Genomic DNA, 13,652 nt, shown 5'->3' on the forward strand with positions numbered 1-13,652 from the left:
TTTAAAATGGGGGGCAAAATGTTTAAACCAAAAGAATATAAGACATTAGATTATTTGATTCTACCATTAAGAATAATACCAGCGCAAACTATTTATGCTATTCTAATTACTATTTTAAATTCGCTTATACCTGCCTACCAGACCCTTGTTATAGCAAATTTTATTAATACTGCGATGGATATTTTTAATGGAAAAACTGATTATTCGTCTATTTATTTACCTATCGTATTAATAATGTGTTTTGTGATGTTTACGAATCTTGTTCCGTCAATTACACAAATTATTGATACTTCAGGTCAAAATAAGCTGAATGCGATTCTGAAAAAAGAGATATCACTAAAGCATGCTCGTTTGGAGTACAAGCATATTGAAAACCATGATACACAGGAAATATTAAACAGGGTATGCTCAGATCCGTTAGGGAATTTTATGGCTGGACTAAATAATTTATTCAGGGGAGCAACACTTTTAATAAGCTCATTTTCATTGCTTATGATCGTTATGTCATCTACTTTTATAAGCGGTCTAATTATAATTTTTATAAGTGTACCTTTATTTTATATTGCTATGAAAACAGGGAAGAAAAATTATGAAATGGAAGTGGAGTCTCAGAAGATTCAGCGAAAATACAATTATTTATCAAGCATTTTAACAAACCGTGACTCTGCTGAGGAACGTAAGCTATTTTCCTACAGCACACCTATTAGTGAAAAGTTTGCTAAGCTTTACAATGAGTCAAGTAAGATTGAAACTAAAATTGAAATTAAAAGCTATATAAACATGAAAAGCGGTTCCATGGTTACATTGTTAATCGTAATTATTATTGTGGCACTACTGTTGCCTTCGCTTCATAGTGGGGGGATTTCCCTTGGTGTTTTTATAGCCCTCGTCAATGCAATTTACGGTTTGGTTCAGAATATGTCGTGGCAATTATCAAGTACTATGTATGAGTATGCACGGTTAAAAGAATACCTGAATGACTTTTCAATCTTTATAAAGCTAAGCGAAAAAAAAGATGCTTGTGTTTTACCGGCCGATGTTGACTCCTTTGTGTTTAAATCCCTGGAATTTAGGAAAGTGAGCTTTAAATATCCGGGGACTGAACGCTATATATTAAAGGACTGCTCTTTCGTATTGAATCACAATACAAATTATTGTTTCGTAGGAGTAAACGGTGCAGGGAAGACAACTATTACGAAACTATTAGTAGGTATGTATGACGAATTTGAAGGCGAAATATTAATAAATGGTAAAAATATTAGAGATTATACATTTGCTGAAATAAAAGGACTAATTTCTGTGGTTTATCAGGATTTTGCTAAATATTCATTGAAATTTAAGGACAATATTCTTATCGGAAATATTATCAAAACCGATGAAGAGAAACTTGTGAATATTGTTTCAGAAATGGGCTTGGATGATGTAGTAAAGAGTTTAGAGTTTGGTATGGATACCTACCTTGGTAAGGTAAAAGAAAACAGCAAGGACATATCCGGAGGGCAGTGGCAGAGACTAGCTATATCTAGATTGTTGTATTCAAACTCTAAAATAAATATTTTGGACGAACCAACGGCTGCACTGGATCCATTGGCCGAAAGCAACGTGTACGAACTGTTTAGGCAGGTTAACAAAGACAGATTTTCAATCTACATAACTCACCGATTGGGCGCTGCCAAAATAGCTGATGAAATATTGGTTGTAAACGAGGGATATATTGCGGAGCAAGGTTCTCATGAACAATTGATGTCGCTAGAAAATGGTATATACAGTAAGATGTTTGCTAGCCAGAAATCCTGGTATGAAACGGATATATAATAATGTTTTAATTAATTTTGTATTTTTAAAGGATGAATGAGGATAATGAAGAGCAAAGGCTTTTTCATAAACAGCCTTAAGGGCATAAAAATAATGTTTGAAGCGAATCCGGCCATGTTTTTATTACATATTTTCTTTACAACCATTCATGGCGCCTCATGGGCTCTGCAAGTATTATTCATGCAAAAGTTTTTTGACATGGCTCAAAATTATGCCGCAAATAAAATTGATTTTGGAACTATCATATTGTATTTAATTGGCATGGGATTAACGTATGCATTATGTCAATTAATGAACGGTGTGGATAATTGCCATGCACGAATCCTTGATATAAATGTTGGCAAACGAACGAACAGGCTAATTCATGAAAGTATTGATAGAATAAATGTGGTTGAATTTGAGGACACCAACCGCCTTGACTTTATAAATAAGGCGATAAACGGAAGCCGCAATATGGTGTGGGTGTGCTTAACTCTTTTGGATTTGGTATTTTTCTATACTATTTATTTTGGTTTTATGGGGTGGTACCTGTTTACTCTTAAACCTATTCTAGGTATAAGTATTGTGATAGTCTTCATACCATGTGTACTTTCTAAATTGGTGCACGTAATGAATTTTAAAAAATTAGAAGATAGCTCCGCACCTATTAGAAGAGAATATGAGAATTATGAAAGATGTATGACAGACAAGGAGTTTTTTAAAGAGACCAGACTGCTTGGCGCAACTGATTTCTTTAATAGGCTATATACCTCTTCTCTTAGAAAGTTAAATCGACTTGTTTTTATAGCTCAGCTTAAAAAAAATCTTCTCAATCTAATTTTAGATATTGTAACAGTAATAGGTTATGGAATTATAATCTATATGCTTTTTAGATTTGTAATGAACCAAGAAATTTCTGTTGGGGCCTTTGCAGCCGTTCTAGCGTCTATTTATAGGCTTTATAGTTTTATGAGTGAATTGGTTTCTGAAAGAATCGGTTGGGCATCTGAAAATGTTGCAACTGTTGAAAACTTTTTAGACTTCATCAGCGAAAAAAACAACCCTGAAAAACTAATGTCAAAGCCTCAAAATTATGATATTAAATTAAATAATGTGAGTTTCATCTATCCAATGACTGACAAGAATGCTCTAGATAACATCAGTTTAACAATACATAATGGACAAACCTTAGCGATAGTTGGAGAGAACGGCAGTGGCAAGACAACCTTATGCAGATTAATTATGGGACTATACGAGGCGTCTGAAGGAGAAGTCACTTTTGGAGATATACCTGTTAGGTATTTGAGTTATGACAACACATCCGCCGTCTTTCAAAAATATGGCCAATACAAAATGACCGTTCAGGAAAATTTGAGCATCAGCCAGATGGACAAACCTGCAAATGAAGCAATGCTTATGGATATTTGTGATAAGTCGGGGGTTCTTTTGAAAGACGAGAGCTATAAAGACGGATTAAATACTATGCTCGGCCGCGATTTTGACGGTATAGAGATATCGGGTGGTCAATGGCAACGTATAGCTATTGCACGCGGGTTATTTAGACATAGTGATTTGATTATTTTGGATGAGCCGACGGCAGCCATTGACCCTCTGGAAGAAACACGCCTTTACAATGACTTTATAAACATCTGCAATGACAAAACAGCGATACTAGTTACTCACAGGTTGGGTTCAGCTAAGATTGCCGATAGAATTATTGTCTTGAAGGATGGTCAGATTGTGCAGGATGGTAATCACAGACAACTTATTAATACTGATGGTGAATATAAAAGTATGTATGAATCTCAGAGGAAGTGGTATAGTGAATGAGTTTTTTTCAAAAAACCCAACTCCTTTGCCAGTGCGTTGTTACTTTTGAAGATATGTTTAAATCAATTTATTATTTGAGTGACTCTAACGAGATAATATTTTTAAAAGCAACGGGAAACTATGACAATCATTTGATATTGCAAAAATCAAAGAATCAATAAGCCACTACTTAGAAGGTATTAATACATATAAAGTGAATGGTATAAACACTTTTAACCGTGAGGACGCATTTGTATTTGGAGTCAATGTTATAACTCTATTAATATCAACGCTTCAGAGCGGAGAAACTCAAATATTAGATATGAGATATTTTCGCACTCTATTAGAGCATAAAAATATAAACTATGACCGCATGAAGTATATATATATAAAGAGTTGAATATTGAAAGTAATGAGATTTTGATTCAATTAAAAGAGATAAGGGTGACGATGGAAGCTGTCTATAATTTAATGATTAAGTATTATATTACGAATAATAATGTAATTTTTAAAGAAAGTGGTAGCGTTGTTGAATAATATTTTGAATTGGGAGAAGAAATGCTATCCAGAAATATTAACTATAAATTAACCTGAATTTTGTAAAGTATAAAACCCTATTATTTTTTCTTTCTCTTGCATAAAAGATTACACCCTAGACCTTGTTTATAAAAAATAAATAGAAATTGGAGAAATTTAAAATATATTTAAAGGATCGGGGGATCTTCAATGAACATGGATGATGAGAATTTACTTCAATATTATCTGGAACTCAAAGGTCCGGATGCCGGAGAATGGAACTCCTCTCCACAGTGCATTCACACACAGCTGGTGACAAGAGACTACATAAAGAAGACCTTTGTTCATTTTGATGGTATTGAGGTATGCAATGTTGGCATCGGAACTGGAGATTGGGACGATTACCTGGGGTATTGGCTTAAGGGAAAAGGAAGTTTAACCAGCATTGATATTGACGAAAGTATTTGCGAGACATTTGAGTATAGACAAATGAGGGAGCAGCATCCGAATCCATCAAAGGTTGTATGCAGGAGCTTATTCGACTCCGATTTGCCTAAAGAAGCCTTTGATCTTGTAACCCTCATTGGGTCCGCCATTAATGAAACCGGAGACTTCAAGAAATGCTTGGATTCGTGTTTTCGTTTAATTAAGCATGGAGGACATTTGATGTTTATGGCAAGTTTAAAATATACGCCCGTTGAAATGCTGGAAGAGTATATAAGTAATACTATATATCATATTGTGCAAAAAGATCTATACGAAGCCTTCCCTGAATACCCATTTTTCATCAGCAAAATCAGGAAATACTGATCCCGAAATATCTGGGAAGCCTTGCCTTGTGATCATAGCAGAGTTTGAGATGTCCGGCTGTACCGCTGAAGAAATCGGATTTGTACTCAGGAGTTCCGGGGACGGCGTGCAGCAGACATTGCTTCTCTATCATAAGCAGACGGGTGTACTGACCTTTGACCGTTCCCGCTCAGACGGCTGGAGCGAGGGCGCTCAAAATGCCATCTTGGAGAGAACTGGTGGGGAGCCGCTGATGCTTCATATTTTTGTCGACACCAGCGTTGTAGAGGTTTATGCAGATAGTTATCGGACAGTCATGACCAACAACATCTATCCGGACCCCGCCAGTATAGGTCTGGAGATTTTCGTCAGAGGGGGAAGTGTCAGCATCATTTCACTAGACGTCTGGAAGCTGCGCTAGGCATGGTGAACCTAAGTGGGAAGCCCGATGCGGATAGGCGCTATTGTCTGAATGATATATCAAGCCTTGTAAACCGGAGGCGCCCGTATATGATAACGGGCGGTCTCCGGTTTTTATGGATAACTTGGTAGGCTTCAGATGATAAGTTACAGGTGATGCAGAAGGAATCGTGTCGCTTTCAGCTTAGTGAAACGGACAGAGGATACGCAATTTAGCGGAAAAACCTGATTTTCCGGTTGATTCGGACTCAGGATCCGTTAATTCGTCCGTACAGGCTCAGAATGAGGGGCAAAAGGTCATTTAGCGGAATCTCTGTCCGTTTGACCTGCTAAATCGCCTGATCCGCCCCAATAACGGATCTCCTGTCCGGATCATTGCAGATTGATCGTGAAGGGACCAAGCACAAGCCCGCAAAGGGACCCGGCGGAATGCTGCATGTCAACCATTCGTGTCTTAGCTCTGCAGAGCCTTGATCCCCAGTGCCAGAGCACCGCACAAGCCCGCATGGTCACCCAGGCCGGGAGGAACAATATAAGTATCCATGTCCTCCAGGATTTCCGGCGCTGCCACGTACCCGTTCAGAGCTTTGCGGACTTCCTTGCGGATCAGCGGAAACAGCTGCTCCTGGTGCATTACCCCTCCGCCCAGGATCACACGCTTTGGAGACAATAGAAGAATCACGCCCGCAATGGCTTGACCCAAATAATACGCCTCCATCTCCCACGCCAGATGATCAGCCGGCAACGCAGAGCCTTTGATGCCCCAACGCTTCTCGATAGCCGGTCCTGCCGCCAATCCCTCCAGACAGTCGCCATGATAAGGACACAAGCCTTCAAAGATATCTTCTGCATGCCGCCGGGTCAGCACATGGCCGCCTTCGGGATGAACAAGTCCGTGGATCAGTTTGCCCTCTGCATACACGCCCACTCCGACACCTGTTCCGATTGTATAATAGACGCAGCTGTCCAATCCTTTAGCCGCGCCCCATTTAACTTCACCAAAGGCCGCAGCATTCACATCCGTATCGAATCCGATTGGCACAGGGAAATGCCGTTTCATATACCCGACGAAGTCGAACCCCTTCCAGCCCCGCTTGGGCGTAGTTGTTACATGTCCATATAAGGGGCTGGATAAATCCATATTCACCGGGCCAAACGATCCAATCCCGATAGCCAGAGCCCCTGTATCCTTAAAATAAGCAACCGCCTGCTTCAGGGTCTCCTCCGGAGTCTCCGTCGGAAAGCTGATCCGGTCCAGAATTTCTCCTTTCTCATTGCCTACTCCGCAGATGAATTTTGTGCCGCCTGCTTCAATCGCCCCAATGATCATAATGTGTTCTCCTCCTGGATGGAAAGAATAAATTTCCCCGTCTCATTTATTGGTAAACGTTTTACCAAATAATATTTCACTAAGTATTCAATATACCTATAAACTCACTATACAAATAAATGTAACCGTTGACAAGAATAAAAATTATGATACTATATGTTTGTAAAACGTTTTACTAATGGAGATGATGATGATGAGTAAAGTATTCTACAGACCCCGGAATGGCTGGGTCGGTGATGTGATTCCGTTTTATGACAATGGGGAGTACAAGCTCTACTATCTTCATGATGAGAGAGTGGGGGGGGACTATGGCAACCATACCTCATGGAATTTACTGGCCACCAGAAATGGACTTGATTTTGAGGATTACGGAGAGGTTCTGCCGAACGGTGATGAAACCGCATTAGACCGGAATGCTTATACCGGCTCCGTCATCAAGGACAAGGAAGGTGTGTACCATCTTTTCTACACGGGACATAACCCCAACCCCGCGTTTTGCAAGAATGGTAAGCCCTTACAAGTTGTGCTGCGGGCAACCGGCACCGACGGGATTCATTGGACGAAGGATAGCGGCTTCAAGCTTTACGGGGATGAAGTGATCTATGAGCAATATGATTGGCGTGATCCCTACGTATTCTTCAACGAAGAGAAGCAGGAATATTGGATGCTGGTCACGGCGAGGGAAATGAATTCTTCCGAGAAAAGAGGCGGGTGCATCGCACTTCTAACTTCCGATGACCTGCTCCACTGGAAATACTGTAAACCCTTCTACAGCCCGGACAAATACATTACGATGGAATGTCCCGATTATTTCAAGATGGGGGAATGGCATTATCTGGTCTATTCCACCTTCAGTGAGAAGTTCGTTACCCACTATAAAAAGAGCAAAACGATCGATGGCTTATACACATCACCGACGTTGGACACCTTTGACGGCAGGGGATTCTATGCAGCCAAAACAGCATCAGACGGCGTGAAGCGGTACGCCTTTGGCTGGGTTCCTTCGAAAAAGGGCTCGAATGATTACGGGGATTGGGAGTGGGCAGGCACTCTGGTTGTCCATGAGCTGCACCAGAATAAACAGGGTGAATTACTTGTGAGAATGCCGTCTTCTATCTATGGACATTTTAATAGGGAAGAACAAATTCGGCCGCAAGAGAAGAAAAATTGCATTCAGCAGGAGAACGGGCTGCAGCTCTCTTCCCCGGATGGGCTGGCTTATAGCGTGCTTAACCCACTGCCTGCTCAGGTCATGCTTGAAGCATCCTTTGCAGATTGGCAGCATGTGAAGGACTTTGGGATCGCGGTTCGCACGGATAAGGCGCTGGACAATGGTTATTTCATCAAATTTGATCCTTTCCACAACCGGATTACATTTGATATGTGGCCGAGAACGGAGCCGGGATTTTTTCAATGGCAAATTGCCGGGGACAGGCCGCAAATGATTGAGCTGGAGCGTCCGTTTGATTTTGCGAGCCACAGCCGGATTCACTTCCAACTGCTTCTGGAAGAAGATATCTTATGCCTTTATGTCAATAATGAAGTTGCAATGACTACACGAATCTATAACTTCAAAGACGGCCATTTTGGATTTTTTGCCAATGAAGGTGCTGTAAACGTTCAGGACATTACCCTAAAAACAGCTGGTGAGCTTTGATCACAGGATGGTTTTACGGCACTTATAAGATATATATTGGAGGGGTTTTAAAATGACAAAGAAAATGTCAAAGGTTATCACTGGGCTCACAGTTTTCTCCCTGGCCGGGGCAGCTCTGGCGGGCTGCGGCAGCTCCGCAGACAACAATAGCTCAGAGGCCGGTGCCTCGAATGCGCCTAAGGAGCAAACGGTGACCTGGCTCTCGGCCAGACCGGAGAACGGGGCCATTGTCCAGACGGTTCGGGAGCTTGCCGACCGGTTCGCCGCCGATCATCCCGGCTTTAAGCTGGATCTTCAGGTGACCGCAGACAGACCTTCTTACCTAACTAAGCTCAGAACGCTGGTCGCTTCCGGACAGATGCCGGATTTCATTGACAGTGATGCCGACCCGTTCGCCCAGGAACTCGTCAAAGCCGACTTGCTTGTGGACATGGAGAAATTCCTGAAGGAGGAGGGGCTGTATGATAAGTTCTATGAGCCCGCGTTGAAATACCAGGAGCTGCCGGATGGAAGCCTGTATCTCCTGCCGATGGAATACCATATGGAAATGACCTGGTATAACAAAAAAATATTTACCGATAACAACCTTACTGTGCCTAAAACCCTGGATGATCTGCTTGCAGTCAGCAAAGCGCTTAAAGACAAGGGGATTACTCCTATCGCTGTAGACGGTGTTGATGTATGGCCGGTATTGCGTTATGCGGCAATGTACCCGTTCCGGACCACAGGCAATCAGTTCATCCGGGATTTGAGCCAGGGCAAAGCCAAAATGTCGGATCCGGCGGGCATGCAGGCGGCTAACTTCGCTTCTCAAGTCGGGAAATACTTTCAGGAAGGTTTCGCTACAACCGATTATACGACAGCGAAAAATCTGTTCCTGAACGGCCAGGCTGCCATGTACAACATGGGAACCTGGGAAATACCATCCTTCGTGGAAGAAAGTCTGCCGGAAGGACTCAAGGGCAATGTGGATTATTTCTATCTGCCAACCACCAGCAAGGCTGTCACACCGGATAATGAATTCTTCGGCAACAGCGGTATCGGACTCGGGGCTTCCGCGAAAACATTCGATGGACTGCCTAAGGAATTCCTGAGCTATGTGCTGAAAAATTACAGCGACGTCTATGTAGCCAAGCAACAAATGTCACCGCTTAAATTCACCATTGATGACGAGTCCAAATTCTCCGAGCTGTTCCTGCGGATCAAAAAGGATATGGACAACTATGGCTCAGAGTTTGCCAAGCCTTGGGATACTTTGCTTGATCCGAACACCAACTCGGTGATGAGCGACCTGATTACCAAACTGACCATGGGCTTTATGACTCCAGAGGACTTTGCCAAACAGATTGATGAGGCCATTGCTAAGAACACAGCCGGTAAATAAAATCCGGGCCTGATCATGCTCCACCCGGCCTTGCAGGCCCGGGTGGAGCCCTTTATCAATAATAGTGTGATTACAGAAGCGGGGTGACCCTATATGAATGTGCTTAAAGACAAAAAGGCGTGGTTAATTTTCATCTTGCCGGCTTTGATATTTTATCTGGGAACAGTCTTTGTCCCCATTATCCAGTCCCTGAAATACGGGTTTCAGCAATGGAATGGCATTCAGGAGCCGCGTTACATCGGCTTTGATAATTATATAGCGTTGTTCAAAGATTCGTATTTCTGGAATTCTGTACAAAACAATCTGGTATACGTGGTGATTGTGGTATTTATGCAGGTGTTCATCGGCTTGTTTTTTGCCTTGATGCTCTCCTATGTCACCAAAGGTGCAGGAATCTTCAGAACCCTATATTATTTGCCGGCGGTTGTTGTAACCGTAGCTATTGCCCAAATGTTCCGTAATTTCTATTCCCTTCAGCCTCTCGGTCTGCTGAATATGTTCCTGGACTGGGTGGGCCTGGGCCATCTTCAGTCCGCCTGGCTCTCCAATCCCCATACGGCATTGATCGCCGTGTCCATCCCTGAGGGGTGGCGGTTTATCGGGATGTATATGGTTATCTTTTATGCGGCGCTGATTGCGATCCCCAAAGAAATCGAAGAAGCGGCTACAATTGACGGCGTAAGCGGCTGGCAGCTGATTCGTTATATTAAGCTTCCTAGCATCAAACATGTGCTGAGCCTGTCTTTGATTATGTGTACAACGGGGGCTCTGCGGGGCTTCGATATTCCTTACATTATCGGTGTGCCAGGGTCTGCTACCGAGCTAGTTACCACCTATATGTATAAGCAAGCGTTCTCCACCATCCAGTATGGATACGGAAGCTCGATCGCTGTGTTCATCGTTATCGAAAGTCTTCTCGCGGTGCTGCTCATCCGGGCTATATTTAATTCAAGGAAAGGAGATGCCTGACATGTTTGCGAAGAAAAAGCTCTCCTCTTCACTTTTGTATCTCCTGGTCATTGCGATTCTTCTGATTCAAATCTACCCGGTAGTCTGGCTGATGTTGTCCAGCTTTAAATCGAGCATCGAGTTGACTACCCAGCCATTTGCAATGCCTGCGTCCTGGTCGTTTGAGAACTATGCCAGTGTATTTCGGGAGAGCAGTCTGCTGCTGTATATCAAGAATACGGCTATTGTAACCTTTACCTGTCTGGCACTGATCATCATCCTGAGCGCAACGGCAGGTTTTGCCCTTGTCAAAATGATCAACCGGCTGAATTCAAAGCTGCTGATGTTCTTTACGATTGGCATTATGATTCCGATTCAGGTTACGCTGATTCCTCTGTTTATTATGTACAAAGATTACGGGCTGCTGAATTCGTATCTGGCGCTGATCCTGCCGCAGGTTGGTTTTGCTCTGCCTTTGTCCATTCTGATCTTCACCAGCTTCTACAGATATGTTCCGAATGAACTCATTGAGGCTGCGGTGATCGACGGCTGTAATATCTTTCAGGTATTCTTCAGAATTATTTCGCCGCTTACCGTCAATACAACCATTACGGTAGCTTCGATAAACTTTATTTTTATCTGGAATGATTTCGTATTCTCCAATACGTTCACGAACGATAAAGCATATAAGACGATTGCCGTAGGGCTCCAAGAATTTATCGGCGCTTTTGGGGCTACGGATTGGGGCCAGACTTTTGCGGCAATCAGCATCAGCATTATTCCCATTATTGTTGTGTACTTGTTCCTGAATAAATATGTGATGGCCGGTGTGTCGGACGGCGCAGTCAAAGGATAAGGAGACGATTAACCATGCAATCAATGAATCAGCTATTTGGCAGAATGAAAGGCAAGAGCAGAGCCATTACAGCGGAGAATCCGCAGGGCCTCAAGGGACAAGGCGGCCAAGCGGAAGGCCCCCTGGGCGTTGCCCGCAAAGGCAAGGCGTTCATCCCGCTCGCGCAGGGAGAAACCGCAACACTTGTTGATATTGAAGGTCCCGGGATCATCCAGCATATCTGGATGACCGTAACCGATAAGACTGAATCAGGCTGGTTCGTCCTGCGCGATCTGGTTCTGCGCATGTATTGGGACGGCGAAGAGACGCCCTCCGTTGAAGTTCCCCTCGGCGATTTCTTCTGCAACGGCTTCGGTGCGCGGGCGGTTGTCAATTCACTGCCGGTTGTGGTGAATCCGGTCGGCGGCATGAACAGCTACTTCGCCATGCCCTTCCGCGAAGCTGCCAAAATAACCATTACGAATGAGCATCCGCAGGGCATTGAGGCGTTTTTCTATCAATTCGACTATATGCTGGTTGATGAATTGGATGAGGATACCGAGTATTTTCATGCCCAATTCCGCAGAGAAAATCCCACTGTGCTTAGGCAGGATTACACCTTAATTGATGGAATTAAAGGAAGAGGCAAATTTATCGGCACCTATATGTCCTGGACTTCTTTATCCCGTTATTGGTATGGTGAAGGAGAAGTGAAATTCTATATTGACGGCGACCGGGATTGGCCGACGATTTGCGGTACCGGGGCAGAGGACTATTTCGGCGGTGCGTGGGGTTTTGTGAAATATGACAACGGAAACCCGGTGCAGGAGCAGACCTACTCAACCCCATTTATGGGTTTCCCTTATTTTGCGACGAGGGACAACACCCGTTCACATATTTATGACGGGGCCGCTTGCCCGATGCGGGGTTTCTACCGCTGGCATATCCTTGATCCGATTCTGTTCGAAGAGGACCTGCGGGTGACCGTACAGCAAATAGGACATGACGGCCAAGCCTTATTTGAACGGAGCGATGACATCAGCTCCATAAGCTATTGGTACCAGACCGAACCACATCAAGCGTTTCCGGAATTTCCGGGCGTAATGGAAAGACGTCCGCGTTAAGCGCGGATGCAAGTTGTGCAAGTAAATTCGCAGAGGTGCAGCAAATGGCAAAACAGAGAGTTACTTTAGTTCAAGTCGCTAAAGATGCAGGTGTATCTCCCGCCACCGTTTCCCATTTTATGAACGGTAATTTTCATAAAATGGGTCCGGAAACGAGAGGAAAGATAAGCGACTCGATCACAAAGCTCGGGTATCAGGTAAACCCCGTTGCCAAAAGTCTGATCACCGGCAAAATGCACACCATCGGACTGGTTCTTTCCAGCAGCACATACGATGGTTATTTCGAAGATTTATATTTTTTGCATTTTGCCAAGGTACTCAAACAGTCCCTGAAGACGATGGGATACAAGCTGATTCTCCTCGACTTCGAGGAAATCTTTATGAATATCCAGATGATCGATGGAATTATTGTTAAAGCAACCCTGGAGACAGAAAAATTCATGCCCAAGCTTATGGACCTCAACGTACCGGTAATCACTATCGGCCGGCATAATTTATCCTATGGAGCGCATATCGTTCGTGTTAACGACTATCAATGCGGCCAGACGGGAGTCGAACATCTGATGTCTAAGGGGCATCAAAAAATCATTGTGCTGACCTATCCGCATGGTCAGGTTCCCGGGTTTGATGACCGGTTAAACGGGGCCTCCCAGTCTCTGCAAGAGAAGGGGAATCTGACAACGGTCATCACTGGAGACATGACTGAAAGCTTCGGGTATGAAACCGTGACGCAGCTGGCGAAAAATGACCAACTGCCACAGGCGTTGTTCTGTCTGAACGACATCTCTGCCATAGGAGTGCTGAAGGCTTGCAAGGACTTGAACCTGTCAGTACCGGGGGACCTTGCGGTACTGGGTGTGGATGACATGCCGACTGTATCCGAGCTGCTCAGTCTGTCAACCATCCGGCATCCGATTAATGATTTAGCCCAGAATGCTTCGGAACTAATCATTCAATCCATTGAATCCAAAGAAGAGCATTTGGAACCGGTTGACCGGGTTTTTCCAATTGAACTAATGGTCCGGCATACCAGCTGAAAGACTAGT

The 13,652-nt window shown here is 43.6% G+C and carries 11 protein-coding genes; 10 read left to right on the forward strand and 1 reads right to left on the reverse strand.

The features are described 5' to 3' along the window. Nucleotides 1–18 precede the first annotated feature (18 nt). The 4 genes from IEY53_RS24685 (at nt 19) to IEY53_RS24700 (ending at nt 5,329) form a co-directional block, all read left to right on the forward strand. Nucleotides 19–1,815, forward strand: a complete 1,797-nt coding sequence (locus IEY53_RS24685; RefSeq protein WP_189029754.1) for an ABC transporter ATP-binding protein — start codon at nt 19–21, stop codon at nt 1,813–1,815. Nucleotides 1,816–1,860: 45 nt separating this feature from the next. Continuing rightward, on the forward strand, nt 1,861–3,624 hold the full coding sequence (locus IEY53_RS24690) for an ABC transporter ATP-binding protein (RefSeq protein WP_189029756.1): 1,764 nt from the start codon (nt 1,861–1,863) through the stop codon (nt 3,622–3,624). A 705-nt stretch (nt 3,625–4,329) separates the two neighbouring features. Then, nucleotides 4,330–4,929, forward strand: a complete 600-nt coding sequence (locus IEY53_RS24695) for a class I SAM-dependent methyltransferase (protein WP_189029758.1) — start codon at nt 4,330–4,332, stop codon at nt 4,927–4,929. Beyond that, on the forward strand, nt 4,859–5,329 hold the full coding sequence (locus IEY53_RS24700) for a glycoside hydrolase family 32 C-terminal domain-containing protein (RefSeq protein WP_189029759.1): 471 nt from the start codon (nt 4,859–4,861) through the stop codon (nt 5,327–5,329). Before IEY53_RS24695 ends, IEY53_RS24700 begins: the two co-directional genes overlap by 71 nt. Nucleotides 5,330–5,782: 453 nt before the next feature. On the opposite strand, the gene IEY53_RS24705 is transcribed toward IEY53_RS24700, so the two are convergent. Then, nucleotides 5,783–6,658: an ROK family protein gene (locus IEY53_RS24705; RefSeq protein WP_308424253.1), complete on the reverse strand. Its 876-nt coding sequence runs from the start codon at nt 6,656–6,658 to the stop codon at nt 5,783–5,785. Nucleotides 6,659–6,851: 193 nt separating this feature from the next. Here IEY53_RS24705 and IEY53_RS24710 point away from each other — a divergent pair, with 193 nt between their 5' ends. The 6 genes from IEY53_RS24710 (at nt 6,852) to IEY53_RS24735 (ending at nt 13,643) form a co-directional block, all read left to right on the forward strand. Further along, nucleotides 6,852–8,315, forward strand: a complete 1,464-nt coding sequence (locus IEY53_RS24710) for a glycoside hydrolase family 32 protein (protein ID WP_189029761.1) — start codon at nt 6,852–6,854, stop codon at nt 8,313–8,315. 52 nt (nt 8,316–8,367) lie between these two features. Beyond that, nucleotides 8,368–9,699, forward strand: coding sequence for an ABC transporter substrate-binding protein (locus tag IEY53_RS24715; RefSeq protein WP_189029763.1), 1,332 nt, complete (start codon nt 8,368–8,370; stop codon nt 9,697–9,699). 93 nt (nt 9,700–9,792) lie between these two features. Beyond that, a complete protein-coding gene (locus IEY53_RS24720; protein ID WP_189029765.1) occupies nt 9,793–10,668 on the forward strand; it encodes a carbohydrate ABC transporter permease in 876 nt (291 codons plus the stop codon). 1 nt (nt 10,669) lies between these two features. Next, nucleotides 10,670–11,503, forward strand: coding sequence for a carbohydrate ABC transporter permease (locus IEY53_RS24725; RefSeq protein WP_189029767.1), 834 nt, complete (start codon nt 10,670–10,672; stop codon nt 11,501–11,503). 14 nt (nt 11,504–11,517) lie between these two features. After that, nucleotides 11,518–12,606 carry a glycoside hydrolase family 172 protein gene (locus tag IEY53_RS24730; protein ID WP_189029768.1) on the forward strand — a complete coding sequence of 363 codons (1,089 nt, stop codon included), beginning with the start codon at nt 11,518–11,520 and terminating at the stop codon, nt 12,604–12,606. A gap of 44 nt (nt 12,607–12,650) precedes the next feature. Next, complete coding sequence (locus IEY53_RS24735; protein WP_189029769.1) at nt 12,651–13,643, forward strand: LacI family DNA-binding transcriptional regulator; 993 nt, start codon at nt 12,651–12,653, stop codon at nt 13,641–13,643. Nucleotides 13,644–13,652 lie beyond the last annotated feature (9 nt).

The sequence above is a fragment of the Paenibacillus albidus genome, assembly GCF_014644435.1.
Taxonomy (GTDB): domain Bacteria; phylum Bacillota; class Bacilli; order Paenibacillales; family Paenibacillaceae; genus Paenibacillus_AQ; species Paenibacillus_AQ albidus.

Bases quoted from the DNA above. Each gene is read 5' to 3' on its own strand.
- IEY53_RS24685 (WP_189029754.1), top strand. From the start codon at position 19: ATGTTTAAACCAAAAGAATATAAGACATTAGATTATTTGATTCTACCA.
- IEY53_RS24690 (WP_189029756.1), top strand. From the start codon at position 1,861: ATGAAGAGCAAAGGCTTTTTCATAAACAGCCTTAAGGGCATAAAAATA.
- IEY53_RS24695 (WP_189029758.1), top strand. From the start codon at position 4,330: ATGAACATGGATGATGAGAATTTACTTCAATATTATCTGGAACTCAAA.
- IEY53_RS24705 (WP_308424253.1), bottom strand. From the start codon at position 6,658: ATGATCATTGGGGCGATTGAAGCAGGCGGCACAAAATTCATCTGCGGA.
- IEY53_RS24710 (WP_189029761.1), top strand. From the start codon at position 6,852: ATGAGTAAAGTATTCTACAGACCCCGGAATGGCTGGGTCGGTGATGTG.
- IEY53_RS24715 (WP_189029763.1), top strand. From the start codon at position 8,368: ATGACAAAGAAAATGTCAAAGGTTATCACTGGGCTCACAGTTTTCTCC.
- IEY53_RS24720 (WP_189029765.1), top strand. From the start codon at position 9,793: ATGAATGTGCTTAAAGACAAAAAGGCGTGGTTAATTTTCATCTTGCCG.
- IEY53_RS24725 (WP_189029767.1), top strand. From the start codon at position 10,670: ATGTTTGCGAAGAAAAAGCTCTCCTCTTCACTTTTGTATCTCCTGGTC.
- IEY53_RS24730 (WP_189029768.1), top strand. From the start codon at position 11,518: ATGCAATCAATGAATCAGCTATTTGGCAGAATGAAAGGCAAGAGCAGA.
- IEY53_RS24735 (WP_189029769.1), top strand. From the start codon at position 12,651: ATGGCAAAACAGAGAGTTACTTTAGTTCAAGTCGCTAAAGATGCAGGT.